The sequence below is a fragment of the Mesorhizobium sp. NZP2298 genome (genome assembly GCF_013170825.1).
Classification (GTDB): domain Bacteria; phylum Pseudomonadota; class Alphaproteobacteria; order Rhizobiales; family Rhizobiaceae; genus Mesorhizobium.
This window is the reverse complement of sequence record NZ_CP033365.1, coordinates 1,749,751-1,770,881: the sequence shown is the minus strand read 5'-3', so window position 1 is coordinate 1,770,881 and position 21,131 is coordinate 1,749,751. Positions and strand designations below refer to the sequence as shown.

General features: G+C 63.6%; 20 protein-coding genes and 1 tRNA gene. 15 read left to right on the top strand and 6 right to left on the bottom strand.

What is annotated here, in order from left to right:
- Window positions 1-252 precede the first annotated feature (252 nt).
- The gene (locus EB231_RS08605; protein WP_172348436.1) at window positions 253-1,470 is read right to left on the bottom strand and encodes an MFS transporter; all 1,218 of its coding nucleotides are present in this window, start codon (window positions 1,468-1,470) and stop codon (window positions 253-255) included.
- A 274-nt stretch (window positions 1,471-1,744) separates the two neighbouring features.
- Between EB231_RS08605 and EB231_RS08600 the strand changes: the two genes are divergently transcribed.
- On the top strand, window positions 1,745-2,344 hold the full coding sequence (locus EB231_RS08600) for a TetR/AcrR family transcriptional regulator (RefSeq protein WP_172348435.1): 600 nt from the start codon (window positions 1,745-1,747) through the stop codon (window positions 2,342-2,344).
- A 74-nt stretch (window positions 2,345-2,418) separates the two neighbouring features.
- Here EB231_RS08600 and EB231_RS08595 read toward each other — a convergent pair whose 3' ends face one another.
- A complete protein-coding gene (locus EB231_RS08595; protein ID WP_172348434.1) occupies window positions 2,419-3,339 on the bottom strand; it encodes a peptidylprolyl isomerase in 921 nt (306 codons plus the stop codon).
- Window positions 3,340-3,601: 262 nt separating this feature from the next.
- Between EB231_RS08595 and secA the strand changes: the two genes are divergently transcribed.
- The 4 genes from secA to EB231_RS08575 all read left to right on the top strand — a co-directional run bounded on the left by secA (window position 3,602) and on the right by EB231_RS08575 (window position 10,433).
- Window positions 3,602-6,334, top strand: a complete 2,733-nt coding sequence (gene secA, locus EB231_RS08590) for a preprotein translocase subunit SecA (RefSeq protein WP_172348433.1) — start codon at window positions 3,602-3,604, stop codon at window positions 6,332-6,334.
- A 408-nt stretch (window positions 6,335-6,742) separates the two neighbouring features.
- Window positions 6,743-8,143, top strand: a complete 1,401-nt coding sequence (locus EB231_RS08585) for a lipopolysaccharide biosynthesis protein (RefSeq protein WP_172348432.1) — start codon at window positions 6,743-6,745, stop codon at window positions 8,141-8,143.
- Complete coding sequence (locus EB231_RS08580; protein WP_140772286.1) at window positions 8,143-9,423, top strand: GNAT family N-acetyltransferase; 1,281 nt, start codon at window positions 8,143-8,145, stop codon at window positions 9,421-9,423. Before EB231_RS08585 ends, EB231_RS08580 begins: the two co-directional genes overlap by 1 nt.
- A 329-nt stretch (window positions 9,424-9,752) precedes the next feature.
- On the top strand, window positions 9,753-10,433 hold the full coding sequence (locus tag EB231_RS08575) for a hypothetical protein (RefSeq protein ID WP_172348431.1): 681 nt from the start codon (window positions 9,753-9,755) through the stop codon (window positions 10,431-10,433).
- Window positions 10,434-10,547: 114 nt separating this feature from the next.
- Here EB231_RS08575 and EB231_RS08570 read toward each other — a convergent pair.
- Window positions 10,548-10,632: transfer RNA gene (locus EB231_RS08570), tRNA-Leu, on the bottom strand.
- 273 nt (window positions 10,633-10,905) lie between these two features.
- Between EB231_RS08570 and EB231_RS08565 the strand changes: the two genes are divergently transcribed.
- Together EB231_RS08565 and EB231_RS08560 are read left to right on the top strand one after the other, a co-directional pair.
- The gene (locus EB231_RS08565; protein ID WP_172348430.1) at window positions 10,906-11,493 is read left to right on the top strand and encodes a YqaA family protein; all 588 of its coding nucleotides are present in this window, start codon (window positions 10,906-10,908) and stop codon (window positions 11,491-11,493) included.
- Between the two features lie 79 nt (window positions 11,494-11,572).
- Entirely contained in the window at window positions 11,573-12,091 is a 519-nt protein-coding gene (locus EB231_RS08560) for a disulfide bond formation protein B (protein ID WP_172348429.1), read from the top strand.
- 177 nt (window positions 12,092-12,268) lie between these two features.
- On the opposite strand, the gene EB231_RS08555 is transcribed toward EB231_RS08560, so the two are convergent.
- Window positions 12,269-12,826 (bottom strand): HNH endonuclease, encoded by a 558-nt coding sequence (locus EB231_RS08555; protein WP_027031236.1) that lies wholly within the window; start codon window positions 12,824-12,826, stop codon window positions 12,269-12,271.
- Between the two features lie 128 nt (window positions 12,827-12,954).
- Window positions 12,955-13,596, bottom strand: a complete 642-nt coding sequence (locus EB231_RS08550) for a DNA-3-methyladenine glycosylase family protein (RefSeq protein ID WP_172348428.1) — start codon at window positions 13,594-13,596, stop codon at window positions 12,955-12,957.
- 76 nt (window positions 13,597-13,672) lie between these two features.
- On the opposite strand from EB231_RS08550, the gene gluQRS reads away from it, so the two are divergent.
- Window positions 13,673-14,548: a tRNA glutamyl-Q(34) synthetase GluQRS gene (gene gluQRS, locus EB231_RS08545; protein ID WP_172348427.1), complete on the top strand. Its 876-nt coding sequence runs from the start codon at window positions 13,673-13,675 to the stop codon at window positions 14,546-14,548.
- A gap of 150 nt (window positions 14,549-14,698) precedes the next feature.
- On the top strand, window positions 14,699-15,595 hold the full coding sequence (locus EB231_RS08540; RefSeq protein ID WP_172348426.1) for a DMT family transporter: 897 nt from the start codon (window positions 14,699-14,701) through the stop codon (window positions 15,593-15,595).
- 79 nt (window positions 15,596-15,674) lie between these two features.
- Here EB231_RS08540 and EB231_RS08535 read toward each other — a convergent pair whose 3' ends face one another.
- Entirely contained in the window at window positions 15,675-16,526 is an 852-nt protein-coding gene (locus EB231_RS08535; protein ID WP_056576173.1) for a YihY/virulence factor BrkB family protein, read from the bottom strand.
- A gap of 58 nt (window positions 16,527-16,584) precedes the next feature.
- Here EB231_RS08535 and EB231_RS08530 point away from each other — a divergent pair, with 58 nt between their 5' ends.
- The 6 genes from EB231_RS08530 to EB231_RS08505 all read left to right on the top strand — a co-directional run bounded on the left by EB231_RS08530 (window position 16,585) and on the right by EB231_RS08505 (window position 21,036).
- The gene (locus EB231_RS08530) at window positions 16,585-17,451 is read left to right on the top strand and encodes an SDR family oxidoreductase (RefSeq protein WP_172348425.1); all 867 of its coding nucleotides are present in this window, start codon (window positions 16,585-16,587) and stop codon (window positions 17,449-17,451) included.
- 26 nt (window positions 17,452-17,477) lie between these two features.
- Window positions 17,478-17,669, top strand: a complete 192-nt coding sequence (locus EB231_RS08525) for a twin transmembrane helix small protein (RefSeq protein ID WP_027031242.1) — start codon at window positions 17,478-17,480, stop codon at window positions 17,667-17,669.
- A gap of 19 nt (window positions 17,670-17,688) precedes the next feature.
- Window positions 17,689-18,270, top strand: a complete 582-nt coding sequence (locus EB231_RS08520; protein WP_172348424.1) for a cob(I)yrinic acid a,c-diamide adenosyltransferase — start codon at window positions 17,689-17,691, stop codon at window positions 18,268-18,270.
- Between the two features lie 31 nt (window positions 18,271-18,301).
- Complete coding sequence (locus EB231_RS08515) at window positions 18,302-19,102, top strand: rhomboid family intramembrane serine protease (protein ID WP_172348423.1); 801 nt, start codon at window positions 18,302-18,304, stop codon at window positions 19,100-19,102.
- 234 nt (window positions 19,103-19,336) lie between these two features.
- Entirely contained in the window at window positions 19,337-20,086 is a 750-nt protein-coding gene (locus tag EB231_RS08510; protein ID WP_096450679.1) for an electron transfer flavoprotein subunit beta/FixA family protein, read from the top strand.
- 20 nt (window positions 20,087-20,106) lie between these two features.
- The gene (locus EB231_RS08505) at window positions 20,107-21,036 is read left to right on the top strand and encodes an electron transfer flavoprotein subunit alpha/FixB family protein (protein ID WP_172348422.1); all 930 of its coding nucleotides are present in this window, start codon (window positions 20,107-20,109) and stop codon (window positions 21,034-21,036) included.
- Window positions 21,037-21,131 lie beyond the last annotated feature (95 nt).

The window sequence follows — 21,131 nt, the reverse complement described above, 5'->3', positions numbered from 1 at the left end:
CGGCCAACCACGCCGGATTAAGCCTTCATTTCAAATCTGTTGGCGTCGCCGGCGCCTGTGGCGCCATGATTGCGCCCCATGGGCAGGCTTGCGATCCTCGCATGGGCATTTCTGGGGTTTTTGCCGCTGAGCGCCGACGCTGAGCCGGCGCGGCGCGTGGCGCTTCATCGGCAACGGCACCTATGCCGAGGCCGTGACGCTAGCCAATCCGGTCAACGACGCGCTCGACATCGCCGACGAGCTGGCGCGAATTCACGCGCTTTCGCGCGATATGAATTCGGTGGCGAAACAGAGCAGTCCTGCAACCGGCAGTGCCAGGCCGATCCAGGACACCAGTGGCCAGCCGCCTTGAGCATACGCCCAGCCGCCAACGCCCGAGCCGATTGCGCCGGCGATGAAGAACGTCGCCATGTAGAGCCCGTTGAGACGGCTGCGATGTTCGGCGCCGAGCGCGAACAGGTCCCGATAGCCCAGGACAAGGTTGGTCTGCACGCCGAAGTCGAGGACGATGGCGGCGGCGACGAGCAGCGCCAGCGAAAGCGGCGAACCGCTGCGGGCGATGTGGGTTACGAGAAACGCGACGGCGACGCACAACATGGCAAAGGCGGTTGCCGGCCGGCTCCATCCGCGGTCGGCGGCTCTGCCGGCGAGCGGCGCGGCGATTGCGCCGGCGACGCCGGCCAAAGCAAACAAGCCGATGCCGCGCTGCGTCAAGCTGAAATCTGGACCGGCCAGCAGCAGCGGCGTCGTCGTCCAGAACAGGCTGAAAGCCGCGAAAAGGAATGCCTGGTAGAGAGCCCGCCGGCGCAGGACCGGCGTCGTGCGCGCAATATGCACCATTGACGCCAGCAGCGCGCCGTAGCTCAGACGCGCCGTCGGCACGCGCCTGGGCAGCGCGAACCGCAGCACCACGGCCAGCAGGATCATGACGGTGCAAGAGGCGAAGTAGACCACATGCCAGGACGACAGCGCGGTGATGAAGCTGGAAAACGGGCGTGACAGCATGATACCCAGCAGCAATCCCACCGAGACATTGCCGACCACGCGGCCACGCCTTGCTTCCGGCGCAAGGTGCGCCGCATAGGGGATGAGCATCTGCACCGCGACCGAGCCAAGGCCGACAAACAGCATCGCGGCCAGAAAAGCCATTGGCTGCGTCGAAATTGCCGCGCCAAGCAAGGCGAGCGTTGCAACGGCGAGTATGCCAAGCACGAGCCTGCGGTTCTCCATGAGGTCGCCTAGCGGCACAATGAACAGCAGGCCCACCCCGTAGCCGATCTGAGCCATCGTAACGATCAGGCCCGCCGCATGTGGCGGCAGGCCAAGTTCGGCGCCGATCGGGCCGATCAGCGGTTGTGCATAATAGATATTGGCAACAATCAGCCCGCAGGCGGCTGCCAGCAGAAAGGTCATCCAACTCGAAATCGTCGTCTCGGCGGGCGCGGAGCCGGATGCGATAATGGTCGTCATGGCGATACCCATCGGAACGGAACGTTCCGATGGGTAGAACGAACCGTTCCGTTTCGTCAAGCGATGATGTATGAACATCTCAATGTGAGCATATGTTGGCATCAGCGCTTTTGCGGCCAAATGGCTTCATTTGGCGTCCGCACGAATGCTGACAGGAAAACGAGCGCTGGTGCTTCGGATGGTTCCTGTCCGAGCAAGAATGTGGTGAGGCAAAAGAGTTGCTGGCGGGTTGTTGTTCCAGCCGAGACGAGACCCGCTTCAGGAGGAACGGCCAATGAGCGAAATCGCCGATCCGGCACGCAGATCGATTGGCGCCAGGCGCAACCCCGACAGCGCCGAAGCGATTCTGGAGGCTGCCGAGGCCGTGCTGATCGAGGCCGGTTATGCCGGCTTCTCGATCGAGGCGGTGGCGCGGCGCGCCCGCGCCGGCAAGCCGACCATCTATCGCTGGTGGCCGAGCAAGGCGGCCCTGCTGCTCGAAGTCTACCAGCGCCAGAAGCGCGTCGACGTCCCCGATACGGGAAGCCTGGAACAGGATCTCGTCGGCTTCCTGGTCAATCTGTTCGCGCACTGGCGCGAGACATCGTCGGGCAACGTGTTCAGGTCGCTGATCGCCGAGGCGCAGTCGGATGAAACCGCGGCCGCGGCCCTTGCCGGTTATGCCGGAGGACGCCGCACCCACACCGGCCTGATCATCGAGCGCGCCAAGGCAAGGGGCGAGATCCCCAGCGATATCGACCCTGGCGTCGTCGCCGACCTCGTCGCTTCCTATGCCTGGCGGCATCTCTTGACCAACCGGCTCGACGAGCCTGAGGCGACGATACGCAAGATGGTCCGCTATCTCCTGCAAGGCATAGCGGCGCCCGGTGGATAACGGCATCGGCGACACCAAAAAAAAGGGCGCGGCAACCCTTGGCTGCCGCGCCCTTTTTGAAAAAACGTCCAGGCTTACTTGCCGGCTTCCATCGTATCGACGGCCTGCTTCAGCTTGGCGTCGGGGATCTCGACCTTGGCATCGGCGCGCAGCGACTTGACCAGCGCGAAATACTTGTCGCGGATGACGGCCTGCTTGGCCTGGTCCTTCACCTCGTCGAAGGCCGGCGGCTGCTTGGCCCGCTTGTCCTCGAGCTTGATGACATGCCAGCCGAACTGCGTCTGCACCGGCTGCTCGGTGTATTTGCCGACATCGAGCGCGAAGGCCGCCTTGTCGAACTCCGGCACCATCTGGCCAGGTCCGAACCAGCCGAGGTCGCCGCCATTGGACTTGCCCGAGGGATCGCTGGTGTGCTCGTTGGCGAGCTTCTGGAAATCGCCGCCGCCGTCGAGCTGCTTGATGATCGCCTCGGCCTCTTCCTTCGTCTTCACGAGGATGTGACGGGCATGTACCTCGTTGGCCGGCGGCGTGTTGGCGATTTCCTGGTCGTAGCGGGCGCGGACCTCGGCGTCGGTGACCTTGTCGACGACGCCCTTCTCGACCATCTCGCCATGCAGCGCGCGCTGCTGCAGGAAGGCCATGCGGCGCTGGAAGTCGGGATCCTTGTCGAGACCGTCGGTAACGGCCTTGGCTGCCATGACGCGGATCTCGATGGCCGCCGAAAGGGCCGCGGCGCGGCGCTGCTCGGGCGGCAGCTGCGCGAATTGCTGCGACAGCTCGCCTTCGGCAAGCACCAGATCGGCTTCAGTCAGGGGCTGGCCGTTGACCGTGGCGACCACGGCGTTCGGATCGACCGGCGCCGCCGCGGGTGCCGCCGCATCGGCCGGAGCAGCAGGAGCGGTCTCCTGCGCCATCAGCGGCGACAGGCAAAGAGCCGACAGGCCGAAGGCCAAGCCAAGGCTGGCGAGCGACGCACGGCGGAACAACAAGGACATAAGGATGACTCCGGTGAAGGATTGTAAGGAGGGATGGCTTCCAGATCAGCCAGATTGTGGCGGAATTTGGCGCGACCGGCATGGCCAGCGCGGCGTTGACATCAGTTGAGCCCCCTCTTATCTGTCCAACGACTTGGCGTCCAGAACCGTTTTCCGGGCGCTTTTTGTGTTTGCCCGCATTCAGGCGGTGCGTTCACGCGGATTTGATGGGGCCGGCCGGCGCCTGTCTCAAGATTGAGAATTCTATCGAAAGGACCATTGGATGGTCAGTCTCGGCGGTCTCGCCCGTAAGGTTTTCGGTTCCTCCAACGACCGTCGGGTCAAATCAACCCGGCCCCGCGTCGAGGCGATCAACGCCATGGAAAACGAGATGCGGGCGCTCTCCGATGCCGAGCTTGCCGGCCGCACGGAAAAATTCCGCCAGGATATCGCCAATGGCGCCAGCCTTGACGACCTGCTGGTCCCGGCCTTCGCAACGGCACGCGAGGCCGCGCGCCGCGTGCTCGGCATGCGCCCCTTCGACGTCCAGCTGATCGGCGGCATGGTGCTGCACAATGGCGGCATCGCCGAGATGCGCACCGGCGAAGGCAAGACCCTGGTCGCGACGCTGCCGGTCTATCTCAACGCGCTCGCCGGCAAGGGCGTCCACGTTGTCACCGTCAACGACTATCTCGCCACGCGCGACTCCGAATGGATGGGCCGCGTCTACAAATTCCTAGGCCTCTCGGTCGGCGTCATCGTCCATGGCCTGTCCGACGAGGAACGCAGCACCGCCTACGCTGCCGACGTCACCTACGCCACCAACAACGAACTCGGCTTCGACTATCTGCGCGACAACATGAAGTATGAGCGCGCCCAGATGGTGCAGCGCGGCCACAATTACGCGATCGTCGACGAAGTCGATTCCATCCTGGTCGACGAGGCGCGCACGCCGCTGATCATTTCCGGTCCGCTCGAGGACCGTTCGGAAATGTACAACACGATCGACACCTTCATCATCCAACTGCAGCCGCAGGATTATGAGATCGACGAAAAGCAGAAGACCTCGATCTTCACCGAGGAAGGCACCGAGAAGCTGGAGAATCTGCTGCGCGACGCCGACCTGTTGAAGGGCGAGTCGCTCTATGACGTCGAGAACGTCGCCATCGTTCACCACGTCAACAACGCGCTGAAAGCGCATCGGCTGTTCCAGAAGGACAAGGACTATATCGTGCGTAACGGCGAGATCGTCATCATCGACGAATTCACCGGCCGCATGATGCCCGGCCGCCGCTATTCGGAAGGCCTGCACCAGGCGCTGGAAGCCAAGGAGCATGTGGCCATCCAGCCGGAGAACCAGACGCTCGCCTCCGTCACCTTCCAGAACTACTTCCGCCTCTACAAGAAGCTGTCCGGCATGACCGGCACGGCGCTGACCGAGGCCGAGGAATTCGGCAACATCTACGGCCTCGAAGTCACCGAGATCCCGACCAATTTGCCGGTCATCCGCAAGGACGAGGACGACGAGGTCTACCGGACGGTTGAGGAGAAGTACAAGGCGATCGTCAAGGAGATCCGCGAGGCCAGCGCCAAGGGCCAGCCGACGCTGGTCGGCACGACCTCGATCGAGAAGTCCGAGCAACTGGCCGAGCGCCTGCGCAAGGAAGGCTTCAAGGATTTCGAGGTACTGAACGCCCGCCACCACGAGCGCGAGGCGGCGATCGTAGCCCAGGCCGGCAAGCCCGGCGCCATCACCATCGCCACCAACATGGCCGGCCGCGGCACCGACATCAAGCTCGGCGGCAACGCCGAGATGCGCATCGAGGAAGAACTGGGCGACATGCCTGCAGGTCCCGAGCGCGAGGCGCGGGAAAGGGAAATCCACGCCGATGTCGAGCGCCTGAAGGAAAAGGCGCTGGCCGCCGGCGGCCTCTATGTGCTGGCCACCGAGCGCCATGAATCGCGCCGCATCGACAACCAGTTGCGCGGCCGCTCTGGCCGCCAAGGCGACCCCGGCCGTTCGAAATTCTTCCTGTCGCTGCAGGACGACCTGATGCGTATCTTCGGCTCCGAGCGCATGGACGGCATGCTGCAGAAGCTCGGCCTCAAGGAAGACGAGGCGATCATCCATCCCTGGATCAACAAGGCGCTGGAAAAGGCGCAGAAGAAGGTCGAAGCGCGCAACTTCGACATCCGCAAGAACCTGTTGAAGTATGACGACGTCTCGAACGACCAGCGCAAGGTGGTGTTCGAGCAGCGCATCGAACTGATGGACGGCGAGGGCCTGTCGGAAACCATTGCCGAGATGCGTGAGGGCGTCATCGACGAGATCGTCGCCAAGGCCATTCCCGAAAACGCCTATGCCGAGCAGTGGGATGTCGCCGGGCTGAAGGCCGAGGTCGCCGAATTCCTCAACCTCGACCTGCCGGTCGACGAGTGGGCCAAGGAAGAGGGCATTGCGGAGGACGACATCCGCGAGCGCATCACGCAAGCCGCCGACGCCGCCGCCAGGGAGCGCGCCGAGCGTTTCGGGCCTGAAGTGATGAATTATGTCGAGCGCTCGGTGGTGCTGCAGACGCTTGACCACCTGTGGCGCGAGCACATCGTCAATCTCGACCATCTGCGCTCGGTGGTCGGCTTCCGCGGCTACGCCCAGCGCGATCCGCTGCAGGAATACAAGGGCGAGGCATTCGAGCTGTTTCAGGCAATGCTCGGCAATTTGCGCCAGGCCGTCACCGCGCAGCTGATGCGCGTCGAACTGGTCCGCCAGGCCGCCGAAGCCCCGCCGCCGGAAGCGCCCGACATGTTCGGCTCGCATATCGACGGCACCACCGGCGAGAACGATTTTGGCGACGGTGAGACCGCGCTTCTGGTGCGCCAGGACAGCAACGCCGTCGTCGCCCCCGAGGACCGCGACCCGAACAACCAGGCGACCTGGGGCAAGGTTGGCCGCAACGAAGCCTGCCCCTGCGGCTCCGGCAAGAAATACAAGCACTGCCACGGCGCGTTCGCGTAAGGGAAGCGCTCTTCCTCTCCCCGTCACAATACGGGGAGACGGTGCCCGAAGGGCGGATGAGGGCGGCGCTGAGTTCCAAGATTTGGCCTGTGTCCTCTAGCCGTATCGTCGTTGGTGTTCCGCAACACGGCGGATCTCGAAAAGCGGATTCTGGGCTTCACCCACTTAGGCGGTCGCCGGCGCTCCGCTATGGCTCCCTGCCCTTCGGGCGTTCAGCCCCTTCAAAAGGTCCACTGGACCTTTTGATCCGCCCGAAGGCGGACCGGGTCTTCACCGTTCGTCGCTCGAAAAAGCCAAATCGTTGGCTTTTCGTCCGCTGCGCGGACCGCTCCTCACCCAACCGTTTCTTAATGTGTCTCCGCTACACCAAGGCCTGAAAAAAGAGGCGGAAAACGGAGAATATTCGGGGTGCGCTTTTCCGCGGCCACGACTGCCGGGCGGTTCTTGCCGCAGCGCTTGGCGCTGCGCATGGGGCCATTGCTTGGCCGCATCGACGCCGTGCTGTTCACCGCCGATGAACGCGGCGAGGCCGGCCGCATGTCGGTCATCGCCTTCTCCATCCGCATCGTCAGCGCCGTCATCGCATTCATCAGCCAGGTGCTGATGGCGCGCTGGATGGGCTCGTTCGAATACGGCATCTTCGTACTTGTCTGGGTGACGATGGTCATCGTCGGCAACCTCGCCTGCCTCGGCTTCCACACCTCGGTCATCCGTTTCATCCCCGAATACCGCGAGCGCGGCATGATGGACGAACTGCGCGGCATCGTCGTGGCCAGCCGCCTGTTCGTGCTGATCGCCTCGACCATCATCGCCGCGCTCGGCGCGCTCGGCGTCTGGCTGGCGGCGCCCTGGATCGAAAACTACTACGTGATCCCGTTCATCCTCGGGGTCATCTGCCTGCCGATGATCGCGGTGTCGGATCTGTTGCAGGGCCAGGCCAGGGCGAACAGCTGGGCGCTTTTCGCCCTGTCGCCAACCTATCTGATACGGCCGGTGCTGATCCTGCTGTTCATGGCGCTGATGCTCTACGCCGGCTACGCCGCCGATGCCAGGACGGCGATCTTCGCCTCGATCGCCGCCACCTATGTCACCACGCTTGCCCAGCTGATCGGCGTCACCCACCGTATGGAAAAGCAGATCCCGGCCGGACCGATGAAGGTGCATTTCGCGCAATGGTTCATCGTCTCGCTGCCGATCTTCCTGGTCGAAGGCTTCTTCTTCCTGCTCACCAATGCCGACGTGCTGATGGTCGGCGCCTATATGGATCCCAACGACGTCGCCGTCTATTTCGCCACGGTCAAGACGCTGGCGCTGGTGCATTTCGTCTATTTCGCGGTCAAGGCCGGCGTTGCCCAGCGCTATGCGCAGTTCACCCATGGCGAGCCGGCTAAGCTTGCCGCCTTCGCCCGCGAGACGGTGTCGTGGACCTTCTGGCCCTCGCTGCTGATGGCGCTGCTGGTGCTGGCGCTGGGCAAACCCATGCTGGTGCTCTTCGGCCCCGAATTCACTGCGGGCTATCCGCTTCTGTTCCTGCTCGTCTTCGGCGTCGTGGCCCGCGCCGCCGTCGGCCCTTGCGAGAGCCTCCTCACCATGAGCGGCAACCAGAACATCTGCGCCGCCGTCTATGCCATGACACTGGCCTTCAACATCGGCCTCAACGTGGTGCTGATCCCGATGTTCGGCCTGTGGGGCGCGGCCATGGCCACTGCCTTTGCCATGATCTTCGAGGCCAGCGCGCTGTCCTTCACGGTGTGGCGCAAGCTCGGCATCGTCATGGCGATCTTCGTACCAGCCAAAGGAGCCGCCTGATGGCCGCCATCCCGTTGCTCGAGGAAACAAGCGGCGGCACCGCCGGCGCCATGGTCTCTGGTCTTGCCGGGCTGGCGCGCGACCCCGACCCCGCCCATATCGAAATCTTCGCCAACAACCGGCCCGAGCGCAAGCTTGCCATCTATCCGGCATCGGCCGGTTTCGACCTTGTCGAGGAGTTGGACTATCTCTGCGCCCGCACGATCGAGCCGAACGTCTTCTTCAACCCGCGCTTCCTGGCACCCGCCATGCCCCGGCTGGAGGATCGTGAAGTGCGGCTGGCAGTGATCCGCGACGGCGACGAATACCGCAACCGGCTGCGCCTCCTGGTGCCGATCTCGGTGGAGCGCCCGGTGGTCCCGCTCGGCGTTCCGGTGATGCGTACCTGGTCGAGCCCCTTCGGTCCGCTCGGCACGCCGCTGATCGACCGCGACGATCCGGTCGGCGTCGTCGAGGACTTCTTCTCGATGCTGTCGCGCCCGCATCTCAAACTGCCGAAAGTCTTCGTGCTCCCCGACATCAGGCTCGACGGCCCGGTGGCGAGCCTGCTCGGCACCGTGGCCGAAACGCGCGGCCTGACGCTGGTCACCACCGGCCAGACCCTGCGCCCGGTGCTGGAGAGCGAACTCGACGGCGACGACTATCTGAAGGCATCGCTGCGCTCGCACCATTATCGCGAGTTCCGCCGCCTGAAGCGGCGCCTTGCCGACCTCGGCAGGCTGGAGCATGTGGTGGCGCGCGGCCCCGAGGAAATCCGCCACGCCATAGAGAGCTTCCTGACGCTGGAAGCGTCCGGCTGGAAGGGCCGCGAGCGCACCGCCATGGCGATCGACCGCTTCCGCGCCGCCTTCGCCCGCGAGGCCGTGCACCGGCTCGCCGAACAGGACATGTGCCGCATCCATTCGCTGACGCTCGACGGCCGCACCATCGCCTGCCTGATCGTCTTCGTCGAAGCCGGCGTCGCCTATACCTGGAAGACGGCCTATGACGAGACGCTGGCCGCCTATTCGCCGGGTACGCTGCTGATGATCGAGGTCACCCGGCAGCATCTCGACGATCCCAACATCATGATGACCGATTCCTGCGCGGTGCCCGACCATCCGGTGATGAGCAGGTTGTGGAGCGAGCGCAAGCCGATCGGCACGCTGGTGATCGGGCTGACCACGGACGCCGACCGCCTCGCCCGCCAGGCCGCCTCGCAACTGCATCTCTACCGCGAGACCCGCAACATGGCGCGCCTGCTGCGCAATCGGATGAAGAGCCTGCTGAGACGACGCTGAATGCCGGACCCAGTCTGCGACTACCCGGCCTTTGGGTGGCTTTGTTGATCGGCCTTCTTGATCCTGTTTAGACATGTATTCGGGGACTGGATCCCCCTTCTAGCCATCGGCTAGATGGCTGCCCGGCCGCCGCGCAACCGGCTGGTGTGAGCGTGCTGTCGGTGTGGCCAATCTGCACCGCAGAGACCCTGTCGCGAGCCGTATGGGCAAAGTCGTCCACACGAATGGCACACCGTCACATAACTGTAATGGCGCGCGCCTAGCAAAATCACCGCCACATCCAACGCGCCGCTCCATCCCGATGCGCCGCTACATCTCGAGGAAAGACCATGCTTTTGCGCACCATCGTCGCCCCATTGGGCGTCTGCTTGTCCATGGCCACATCAGCCTTTGCCGCCGATCTGGTCGAAGCCCCGCCACCGGCAGCGCCGACCTGGACGATTGCAATAGAGGGGAGCCCGGAATTCTACGCCATCGACAATGGCAGCAACACCGCCCGGTCGCTTGCCGACACCTATTTCAAGCTCAGCGTTTCGCACAATTTCGACAACAATTTCGTCGGTGGCATCTTTATCCAGCCCACCTTCAAGACCGGTGGAAAATCCCAGTACTACGCCGAGGCCAGCCTCGGCTACAAAATCAAGGTCACGGATGCCTTCACCCTGACCCCCAGCCTGGGGCTCGGCTACACCTGGCACGATACGGGCATCATCAAGGATGCGGATGCCAATGCGAATGTTCCTTACTACGCCCTCTATATCGCGGGCGATTGGAAGGTCTCCAAGCAATGGACCTGGAACGTCTTCAACTTCCGCTACCGCAATGCCTTCAACACCACCTGGGAAACACCCAAGCTGGCCACCGGCTTGACCTACAGCATCGACTCCACCAACGCGGTCTATGCCAGTGTTGGCTATTCCTGGAAGAAGACCGATACCACTTCAGCCCCCTACAACGATCTCGCGGGCGACAAATGGAATATCGCGATCGGCTATAAGCACTCGCTCTGAACGGATTGGAGAGGGCGCAGGCTGGCGCTGTAGCCGGTCTTCGCCCTCAATCCTGTCGGCGGAGTTTGCCCTGCATCATGGGCAGGCGAGCAATACGGATCACTGAACATGGAATGGTGCCCCTAGCCGGGATCGAACCAGCACTCCTTGCGGAACTCGATTTTGAGTCGAGCGCGTCTACCAATTCCGCCATAGGGGCTCAGGCCGGACAGCCTGGATGGGCGCGGACTATACGGTCGGAGGCCTGTTCGTCAACTGGCCAATTCTCAGCTATCCCCGGATGCGACCAACTGCGCCTTTCGATTTCGTGGCGGCGCTGCCATTGTGCGGCGCGGAAAATCTTTCTAGACAGGCGGCGCATGAAGCGTGGCGCGTCAGAAGGGACCGACGCGCAAGCCTGTGCCTCTGTTTTCATCCCTGCCGTTGTCCTCGGGCGGCTGCGCATTTTGGACCACATGCAGTAGGAGAGCCGATGCTTCGCGGACTGTACGACTGGACCTTGTCGCTGGCGGCCCGCAAATCCGCCGAATGGTGGCTGGCCTTCATCGCTTTCGTCGAGAGCTCTGTGTTCCTGGTGCCGGCCGATGTGCTCTATCTGCCGATGGCGCTGTCGCGGCCGGATCGTGCCTATCGCTATGCGCTGATCGCCACCGTCGCCTCGGTGCTGGGCGGCATTGCCGGCTGGTTCATCGGCCACTACGCTTATGAGGCGCTGGCACGGCCGATCCTCGAATTCTACGGCAAGTATGATGAGTTCGAGCAACTGCGCACCTCGTCGGGCGTCGGCTTCATCATCCTGATGCTGATCACCTCGGGTGCGGCGCACCTGCCGCCGATCAAGGTGGTGACGATCCTGTCCGGCGTCATCGGCGTCAATCTGGCGCTGTTCATCGTGCTGGCCATCGTGGCGCGCGGCGCCCGTTTCCTGCTACTGGCCTGGCTGTTGCGCCGCTATGGCGAGTCGATCCGCGAGTTCATCGAAAGGCGCCTTGGCCTGATCGTCGGCGCTGCCGCGGCTGCCCTGATTTTGCTCTATATCCTGATCAAATACGCCCTCTGAGGCCCCGCCCTCAAAACCGGGTGACGGTTTTGAGGGCAAGCGGACCCGGCGGGTGGCGAACACAACGGACGAAAGACCCATGACAGCGACCATGAATGTCGATACCGGACGCCAGCGGACGCGGACTGCCCTGTTTCTCGCCGTCGCCATGGCCGCGACCGTCGGCTCGGCGCTCGGCTTCCAGTACATTGGCGGCTACATCCCCTGCCATCTCTGCCTGGAACAGCGCACCCCCTACTATATCGGCGTGCCGCTGATGGTGCTGGCGGTGATCGCATCGATGCTGCGCGCGCCCGCATGGCTGACGCGCGGCCTGCTGGGCATTGGCGGTCTCTTGATGCTCTACGGCCTCTATCTCGGCGTCTACCATTCCGGCGTCGAATGGCAGTGGTGGGCCGGCCCGACCGACTGCACGGCGGGCGCCGGCCCGGTGGACACCGGCGGCAAGGGCGTGCTCGACGCGCTCGACAAATTCGTGCCGCCCTCCTGCGACAAGGCGGCCCTTCGCATCCTCGGCCTGTCGCTGGCCGGCTGGAACGCCATCGCTAGCCTCATCCTGGCCGCCGTCGCGTTCCGGGGTGCGCTAGCCCGCGACTAAATCAGCGCGACGCAGAGTTCGTGCAGAAATTCGGCAGGCTGAGTCGAATGGCGCGGCTTTCGAGAACCGGAGCGGATCTTACTTAAGGACGTGAGCACAGTTCTACTGCGACGCAGTAGAACGGGGAAGCACAGAAAGCAGCGTCAGGCGGCCAGCATGGCGGATTTCTGCCGAACTCTATGGTTCGAGTTCGACATCCCAGTAGAGATAATCCATCCAGCTTTCATGCAGATGGTTCGGCGGGAACAGGCGGCCGTTGTTGTGCAGATCATGCACCGTCGGCTGATAAGGCTTCTGCAGCGGAAACATCTTGGCGTGCGCCGGCATCATGCCGCCCTTCCTGAGGTTGCAGGGCGAACAGGCGGCGACGACATTCTCCCAGGTCGTCGCGCCGCCGCGATGGCGGGGGATGACATGGTCGAAGGTCAGATCCTCGGGCGTGCCGCAATACTGGCATTGGAAGCGATCGCGCAGGAAGACGTTGAAGCGGGTGAAGGCCGGATGCCTGGACGGCTTCACATAGGCCTTCAGGCTGACCACGCTCGGCAGCTTCATGGAGAAGGTCGGCGAGGACACCGCATGCTCGTATTCTGCGACGATGTTCACCCGGTCGAGGAACACCGCCTTGATGGCATCCTGCCAGGACCAGAGCGACAAGGGGTAATAGCTGAGCGGACGGTAATCCGCATTCAGCACCAGTGCTGGAAGCCCATCCGGAGATACGGCAACCGTCACGTGTTTACCTCCTTGGTTCTAGACCCGAACGGCGCGGATACTGTAAGCCCGACATGACAGGGATGTGAAGCGGATTGTCGCTTGCCCAAAGCGTCAAAACCCCCCGATTTTTATGCTTTTTTGCGGATTCAGGACGGCGGCGCGGCGTCCCTGCCCCTGGTTTCGCGATAATAGGACCAGAAAAGCCGCGATGCGACACCTCGCCACGGGCTCCATGATTCGGCCAATGCGATCAGTGTTTTCTCCGGCGGACGCGGGTCGATGCCGAGCGCATGGCCGACCGCCGTTTGCAACGCGACATCGCGCGCGGGAAAGATGTCAGGGTGCCCGGCGGCAAACAGAAGGTACACTTCCGCCGTCCAGGGGCCGATGCCGGGCACCGCGGTCATCGCCGTGATCGCATCGGTCGCGTCGAGCGAACAGAGGTGATTGAGGTCGAGCCCGTCGGCCACGGCCTGGGCAACCGCGATGAGTCCGCGCTGCTTGGGCCGCGACAGGCCGGCCTCGCGAAACATGTCCTCACCGGCGGCAAGGATCGCCTGCGGCGTCAGCGGGTCGACCAGCTTCGTCAGCCGGCCGAAGATCGCATCGGCGCTCGCCCGGGAGACCTGCTGCGAGACGATGATCGAGGCCAGGCTCCTGAAGCCCGGCTCGGACAGCCTGAGCGGCACTTCGCCGGCCATGCCGCGCACCTTTTCCAGGCGCGGATCGATGATGCAAAGCGCATCGAGCCCGCGGGCAATGTCGTCCAGTGTCGCGATGCGTTGCATGGGTTTCCTTGTCCTGGAATGTGCCGCAAGGTAGCAACCGCCGAAACAGCAGCACAACCCGATTGCCGCCCGAGACATGACGCTCCTGACATTCCGCTTCGCGCCCAGCCCCAACGGCGAACTGCATCTCGGCCACGCCTATTCGGCGCTGCTCAACCAGAAGCTCGCCAAGGTCACTGGCGGCCGCCTGCTGCTGCGCATCGAGGATATCGACACCACGCGCTGCACGCCGCAATTCGAGGCGGGCGTGCTTGCGGATCTGAAATGGCTGGGGCTTGGCTGGGAAGAGCCAGTGCGCCGCCAGTCCGAGCATTTCGCGGAGTATCAGGCGGTGCTTGACCGGCTGATCCACGAAGAACTCGTCTATCCCGCCTTCATGAGCCGAGGCGACATCAGGGCCTTCATCGCCGACAGCGAAAAGCGCGGGCGTGACTGGCCGCGCGATCCCGACGGCGTGCCGCTCTATCCCCCCGCCGACAAGGCGCTGCCGGTGAAAGAACGCAAACGGCGCATCGCCGGCAACGAGCCTTTTGCCTGGCGGCTGGATGTCGGCGCCGCCAGGGCGCGTGTCGGCAAGGTCCTCGCCTGGACCGAATTCACCGATGAGACGCTATCCGCGACGCGCCCGGTCGAGGCCCGTCCACAGGATTGGGGCGACGTGATCGTGGCACGGCGCGACATCCCGACCAGCTACCACCTCGCCGTCATTGTAGACGACGCCCTGCAAGGCGTCAGCCATGTCGTGCGCGGACAGGACCTGTTTTCAGCCACCGGCGTGCAGCGCCTGCTGCAGGAATTGCTCGGGCTGCCGCAACCCGCCTACTTCCACCATCGGCTCATCCTCGGGCCGGACGGGCGAAAACTGTCGAAGAGCCTTGGCGACACCGGCCTTGCCAAGCTGCGCGGGGCCGGCGCGACACCTGCCGACATCAGGCGGATGGTTGGTCTGTGAGCCCAGCGAGGCTCTGGAAAGCCCTGTCGAACCCACCGCTCCGTTGAATTCCCGTGATGCATGGATCAATCGTTTCATTTTGCACGCTGCGTTGAACGGGACTAGAGCATCGCCACGGTCAACTCTCCCCAACGCGGCGGTCTCCGGAAAATGCACGGCATCAAGCGGTTCATCCCCGCAACCTTCGTCGTCCTGTGGGCGACCGGATTCATTGGTGCGCGCTACGCCATGCCATGGGCGGAGCCTTTCACCTTCCTCGCCGCGCGTTTCGTCATCGCCGCCATCCTGCTGGCTGTCCTGATGCCGGTGCTGGGCTCGAAGCGAGCCACCCGCAAGGAGGCGCTGCACGCCACCGGCGCCGGTGTGCTCATGCATGGCGTCTATCTCGGCGCCGTCTTCTGGGCCATCCACAGGGGCATGCCGGCCGGGTTTTCAGCCCTGATCGTTGGCCTGCAACCGCTGATCACGGCGGTGCTTGCCGGCAAGTTCCTCGGCGAGGCAATCCTGCCGCGCCACTGGCTTGGCCTTGGCATTGGCCTGATCGGCATCGTCATCGTGCTGTGGCCAAAACTCGGGGCGCTGGGCGGCGGCGTGACCGTCGCGACCCTGACCGCCTCGCTGGTTTCGGTGCTCGGCATGAGCGCCGGCACCATCTGGCAGAAGCGTTTCGCTTCCGGCGGCGACCTCGTGGCCGCCACCATGTGGCAATATGTCGGCGGCGCCTCGCTGATGATCCTTGCCGCGCTTGCCTTCGAGACACACACCGTCATCATCAACGGCGAACTGATCTTCGCCATGGCCTGGCTCGTACTGGTGCTGTCGCTGGGCGCCATCTTCCTGTTGATGGTGATGATCCGCGACGGCGAGATGTCAAAGGTCGCCTCGCTGTTCTACCTTGTCCCGGCGGTAACGGCGATCATCGCCTGGGCGTTGTTCGACGAGCAACTCAACGCGCTGCAGATCGTCGGCATGGCCATCACGACTTTCGGCGTTGGCCTGGCAACGGCGCGGCAGACCAGGGGAAGAATCGAGGAACTGAGGAACTGAGGAAAGCGGCCAAATCTGGTGCTGTGTGCTTCTTGTTCAATTCCTCAATTCTCGGCTCCTCAATCCGGCCGGTATCGGCTCAGCCGACTCTTGCACGCGCCTCCAGATAGCGGCTGATCGCGGCATTGAGCTCGCCGCCAAGGATGAAGATCGCCGAGACGATGTAGAGGAAGACCACCGCGATCATGATCGAGGCCAGTCCGGCATAGGTCGTCACATAGGACGAGAAATGGTCGAGATAAGTGGCGAACATCGTCGAGCCGATAAGCCACGCCGCCAGCGTGAAGACGATGCCCGGCACCAGCGAGACGAAGCGGCGCTTGCCGGCCGGCAGCCAGTAGTGCACGGCAAACAGCCCGCCGATGATGACGGTTGAGGCAATGACGTAGCGCCACAGTGTGATCGTGCCGGTATAGGGCTTGATCCACTCGAAATGGGCTTCCGCCAGCCGCGCCAGCAACGGCGCGAACACCAGGAGCACGCTGATCGCCAGGAACCCGGCGGTGGCGATCAGCACGAAGAAGATGCTCTGCACACGACGATAGATGATGCCGCGCGTCTCCGTGACGCGATAGGCCCGGTTGAGCGACGTGCGCAGCGCCTCGATGCCGTTCGAGGCAAAGTAGGCGGCGAGCAGCACGCCATAGGTCAACAGGTCGGTGCGCCGGACGGTCAGCACATTCAGCACCTCATGCGCAATCGGCTTGGCGATCTGATCGGGCCAGGTGTCGAAGACCAGGTGCACGGCCGTGTCGGCAAAGGCCTCGGCGCCAAGGAAGCTGCCCAGCGTCGTGGCGAAAATCAGGAACGGAAACAGCGCCATCAGCGAAGTGATCGCCAGATGGCTGGCCATCGCCCAGCCGTCATCGGTGTTGAAATGACCGAGCGCGTCGTAGAGCACGCGGCGCAGGGCGACAATATTCCGCAGCAAAACGCGCGCTCCCCTTCGATTGTCTAGACGCCGCGAATATGGGAAGTGAATGCGGCAAATGGCAACCCTTCGTCAAACCACGAATTCTCCAGCGGCGGAGTTGCGCACCGTCATCATCACCGGCGCGTCTTCGGGGATAGGTGCCTATTGCGCCCGAGCGTTGAAGGCCGAGGGCTGGCGGGTGTTCGCGACGGCGCGCAAGCCGCAAGACATCGCAGCCCTCGAAGCGGACGGCATCGAGGCTTTTTACCTCGACTACGGCGAACCGGATTCTATCGCCGCCCTGGTGACTTCAGTGCTCGAACGCACCGGCGGCCGGCTCGACGCCTTGTTCAACAATGGCGCCTACGCGCAGGCCGGTGCGGTCGAGGACCTGTCGGTGGCCGCGCTCAAGGAGCAGTTCGAGGTCAATTTCTTCGGCTGGCACGATCTGACCCGCCGTCTGGTCCCGGTGATGCGCCGCCAGGGTCACGGCCGCATTGTCCATTGCTCATCGATACTCGGCCTCGTGCCGGTGCGTTTTCGCGGCGCCTATTCGGCGTCGAAACATGCGCTCGAGGCCCTGATGCTCTGCCAGCGCCAGGAACTGGAAGGCAGCGGCATTCATGTTTCGCTCATCGAACCGGGACCGGTGAAATCGAAGATCGCCAGCAACGGCCTGCCCTGGTTCCTGAAAAACATCGATATCGAAAATTCCGTGCACGGTGCGGACTATGCCGCGCAGTTGGAACGGCTGCGGGCCGGCGGCAGCCAATCGGCGCTGAAGCCTGGGCCGGAAGTGGTCCACAAGGTTCTGCGCCATGCACTTCTGTCGCGGCGCCCGCGCCCGCACTATGTGGTAACGGTGCCGGCCAGGATCGGCGCTGCATTCAAACGCATCCTGCCGGCATCGATGCTCTACCGCCTGATGGCCAAACGCGCCTGAACGCGAAAACAACTGGAAACGCAACAATGGCAACCGTCTTCAATATCCTCGCCATTCTGGTCATGGCCGCCGTGGTGATCGTGCTGATCCGGGGCCTCATCAACATGATGCGCGGCGGTTCCGGCGTCACCTCGAACAAGCTGATGCAGGCACGCGTCATGCTGCAGGCCGTGGCGCTGGTGCTGATCCTGCTGGCGGTGTATTTCACCCGCAAATGAGGACCGTTGGGGAGGCGATGTGGTCAAGCTCAACAAGATCTACACCCGCACCGGCGATGACGGCACAACAGGACTCGGTACTGGCGAGCGGCGGCTGAAATCCGACCTGCGGGTGGATGCCTACGGCACGGTCGACGAGGCCAATGCCTGCATTGGCGTTGCCCGTGTCCACACGGCAGCGAACCACCCGGCGATCGATGCCATGCTTTCGCGCATCCAGAACGATCTGTTCGACCTCGGTGCTGACCTTGCCGTACCCGACGACGGCAAGCCGCTTGGCTATGAGCCTTTGCGGATCACGCCCGTGCAGACCGACCGTGTCGAAAAGGACATCGACCTCCTCAACAAGAATCTGCAGCCGCTCAAATCCTTCGTGCTCAACGGCGGCACGCCGGCTGCCGCTGCCCTGCATCTTGCCCGCACCGTGGCACGGCGGGCCGAACGGCTGATGGTGGCGCTCGCTCAAGATCCGGGCGAGCATGTCAATCGCGACGGGCTGAAATACATCAACCGCGTCTCGGACTTCCTGTTTGTCGCCGCCCGGGCGGTCAATGACAATGGAAATGCCGACGTGCTATGGGTTCCCGGCAAGAACCGCTGAACGGACCGAAAGCGGGAGGGGCCAGACACGCATGTTCATCCCGCTTTACGACACCAACAGGCTGCGCCACATCCGCCTGCAATATGTGACGATCGGCCTGATCGTGGTCAACGCGCTGGTCTATTGCGTCACCGCGCTCGGCGGCGAGAACTTCACCAACGCCGCCGTGCTTGGCCTCGGCTTCATCCCGTCCGTCGTCCATGACACGGCCGAACTCGACCCTCGCTTTGTCGTCATCCCCGAAAGCCTGAGCTACCTCACCTATTCCTTCCTGCATGCCGACATCTTCCACCTTGGCGGCAACATGCTGTTCCTGTGGGTGTTCGGCGACAATGTCGAGGATGCCCTCGGCCACATCCGCTACCTCATCTTCTACCTCCTGTGCGCCGTCGCCGGCGCCGCCTTCCAGAGCTTCGTCGCCTGGGACTCGCAGGTGCCGCTGATCGGCGCCTCCGGCGCCATCGCTGGCGTGGTCGTCGCCTACCTGATCCTCTATCCCAGGGTGAAGGTCTGGGTGCTTGCCTTTGCCCGCATACCGCTGCGCATTCCGGCCTTCATCCCGCTTATCCTGTGGGTGCTGTTCCAGGTCTTCATGTTCGCTGCTGGTGGCGAGGATCAGATTTCCTGGGCCTGCCACATCGGCGGCATCATTGCAGGCGCGGTGCTGGTGCTTGTCCTGCGCAGCCGCGGCGTGCCGCTTTTTGCCGGCGCCGACGAGGATACCGTGGCTCCCGCTCCCGACCAGCCACCGGTCGCGGCTCAGCCAGCGGCGCCCGAACCACCCACCACCACGGCGCGTTGGGGCCGGGGAAACCCTGCTGGCCCAAACTGAACCGATTTGACCCGCTTTCAGCGTATTGACGTCAAGGGTTGCCCCAACTACGGAAACGTCTCCGTCCGAGCCCAAGGCTGTTAAGGAGCAGTCAAAGACGGGCAAAGACCAGAATTTCCATCCGGCCAGAATTCCGTCTGGCCGGAATTCAGTCAGGAATGTCGGCTTTCGACAACTCAGAACGGGCGCAGGCTGTTATAGCGCGCCCAACTAGCGTGAAGAGGTGACAGGCAAATGAAGATCCTTGTGCCCGTGAAGCGGGTTGTGGATGCGAACGTCAAGGTTCGCGTGAAGGCTGATGGTTCGGCGGTTGAACTCGCCAACGTCAAGATGGCGATGAACCCGTTCGACGAGATCGCGGTGGAAGAGGCGATCCGGCTGAAGGAAGCCGGCAAGGCCGAGGAGATCATCGTCGTTTCCATCGGCCCGCAGCAGGCGCAGGAAACGCTCCGCACCGCGCTCGCCATGGGCGCCGACCGTGCCATCCTGGTCAAGACCGACGAGCAGACGGAGCCGCTCGGCGTCGCCAAGGTGCTGAAGGGCGTCGTTGACGCCGAACAGCCCGGCCTCGTCATCCTCGGCAAGCAGGCGATCGACGACGATTCCAACCAGACCGGCCAGATGCTGGCGGCCCTGCTCGGCTGGGCGCAAGGCACCTTCGCTTCCAAGGTCGTGCTCGACGGGGACAAGGCCAAGGTGACACGTGAAGTCGACGGCGGCCTGCAGACGGTGGAACTGAAGATGCCGGCGATCATCACCGCCGACCTTCGCCTCAACCAGCCGCGCTATGCCTCTTTGCCCAACATCATGAAGGCCAAGAAGAAGCAGCTCGACGAGAAATCGCCGGCCGACTACGGCGCCGACGTCAAGCCGCGCCTCAAGGTCATCAAGACCGAGGAGCCGGGTGGCCGCAAGGCGGGCGTCAAGGTCAAGAGCGTCGCCGAACTGGTCGACAAGCTCAAGAATGAAGCCGGCGTGCTCTGAGATCGGAAGGAACAGATAAAATGGCAATTCTCCTCATCGCGGAACACGACAACGCCACTCTTTCCGACCAGACCGCCAAGGCGCTGTCGGCAGCCCTGCAGATCGGTTCGGACGTGCATGTGCTGGTGGCCGGCAAGGGCGCCAAGGGCGCTGCCGACGCTGCCGCCAGATTGAAGGGCGTGAGCAAGGTGCTGCTCGCCGAAGCCGACGAACTCGCCGAGCGCCTCGCCGAACCGACGGCAGCCCTCGTCGTGTCGCTGGCTGGCGGCTACGACACCATCATCGCGCCGGCGACTTCGTCGGGCAAGAATGTCGCGCCGCGCGTCGCGGCGCTGCTCGATGTCGCGCAGGTCTCCGAGATCATCGAAGTGGTCTCGCCTGACACCTTCAAGCGTCCGATCTACGCCGGCAACGCCATCCAGACGGTACAGTCGACCGACGCCAAGAAGGTCATCACCGTGCGCACCGCCTCCTTCCAGGCGGCGCCCGAGGGCGGCTCTGCCGCTGTCGAGACCGTCAAGGCGGCGGCCAATCCGGGCCTGTCCTCCTTCGTCGAGAACAAGCTGTCGGAGACAGATCGTCCGGAACTGACCTCTGCCAAGATCATCATTTCGGGCGGTCGTGCTCTTGGCTCGTCGGAGAAGTTCCAGGAGGTCATCCTGCCGGTCGCCGACAAGCTCGGGGCCGCGGTCGGCGCGTCCCGCGCCGCCGTCGATGCCGGCTATGCGCCGAACGACTGGCAGGTCGGCCAGACCGGCAAGGTCGTCGCTCCCGATCTCTACATCGCGGTCGGCATCTCCGGCGCCATCCAGCACCTCGCCGGCATGAAGGACTCCAAGGTCATCGTCGCCATCAACAAGGACGAGGAGGCCCCGATCTTCCAGGTTGCCGACTATGGCCTCGTCGGCGACCTCTTTGTCATTCTGCCGGAGTTGCAGAAGGCGCTTTGACGCTCTCTGGCAAAGCGTATTAAATGCTTGGGGTGGGGTAGACGAAGTCGCCCCGCCCTTTTAGTTTGCACCGCACAAAAAGCAGGCTGCAAAGG

Bases quoted from the DNA above. Each gene is read 5' to 3' on its own strand.
- EB231_RS08605 (WP_172348436.1), bottom strand. From the start codon at position 1,470: ATGACGACCATTATCGCATCCGGCTCCGCGCCCGCCGAGACGACGATT.
- EB231_RS08600 (WP_172348435.1), top strand. From the start codon at position 1,745: ATGAGCGAAATCGCCGATCCGGCACGCAGATCGATTGGCGCCAGGCGC.
- EB231_RS08595 (WP_172348434.1), bottom strand. From the start codon at position 3,339: ATGTCCTTGTTGTTCCGCCGTGCGTCGCTCGCCAGCCTTGGCTTGGCC.
- secA (WP_172348433.1), top strand. From the start codon at position 3,602: ATGGTCAGTCTCGGCGGTCTCGCCCGTAAGGTTTTCGGTTCCTCCAAC.
- EB231_RS08580 (WP_140772286.1), top strand. From the start codon at position 8,143: ATGGCCGCCATCCCGTTGCTCGAGGAAACAAGCGGCGGCACCGCCGGC.
- EB231_RS08575 (WP_172348431.1), top strand. From the start codon at position 9,753: ATGCTTTTGCGCACCATCGTCGCCCCATTGGGCGTCTGCTTGTCCATG.
- EB231_RS08565 (WP_172348430.1), top strand. From the start codon at position 10,906: ATGCTTCGCGGACTGTACGACTGGACCTTGTCGCTGGCGGCCCGCAAA.
- EB231_RS08560 (WP_172348429.1), top strand. From the start codon at position 11,573: ATGACAGCGACCATGAATGTCGATACCGGACGCCAGCGGACGCGGACT.
- EB231_RS08550 (WP_172348428.1), bottom strand. From the start codon at position 13,596: ATGCAACGCATCGCGACACTGGACGACATTGCCCGCGGGCTCGATGCG.
- gluQRS (WP_172348427.1), top strand. From the start codon at position 13,673: ATGACGCTCCTGACATTCCGCTTCGCGCCCAGCCCCAACGGCGAACTG.
- EB231_RS08540 (WP_172348426.1), top strand. From the start codon at position 14,699: ATGCACGGCATCAAGCGGTTCATCCCCGCAACCTTCGTCGTCCTGTGG.
- EB231_RS08530 (WP_172348425.1), top strand. From the start codon at position 16,585: ATGGCAACCCTTCGTCAAACCACGAATTCTCCAGCGGCGGAGTTGCGC.
- EB231_RS08525 (WP_027031242.1), top strand. From the start codon at position 17,478: ATGGCAACCGTCTTCAATATCCTCGCCATTCTGGTCATGGCCGCCGTG.
- EB231_RS08515 (WP_172348423.1), top strand. From the start codon at position 18,302: ATGTTCATCCCGCTTTACGACACCAACAGGCTGCGCCACATCCGCCTG.
- EB231_RS08510 (WP_096450679.1), top strand. From the start codon at position 19,337: ATGAAGATCCTTGTGCCCGTGAAGCGGGTTGTGGATGCGAACGTCAAG.
- EB231_RS08505 (WP_172348422.1), top strand. From the start codon at position 20,107: ATGGCAATTCTCCTCATCGCGGAACACGACAACGCCACTCTTTCCGAC.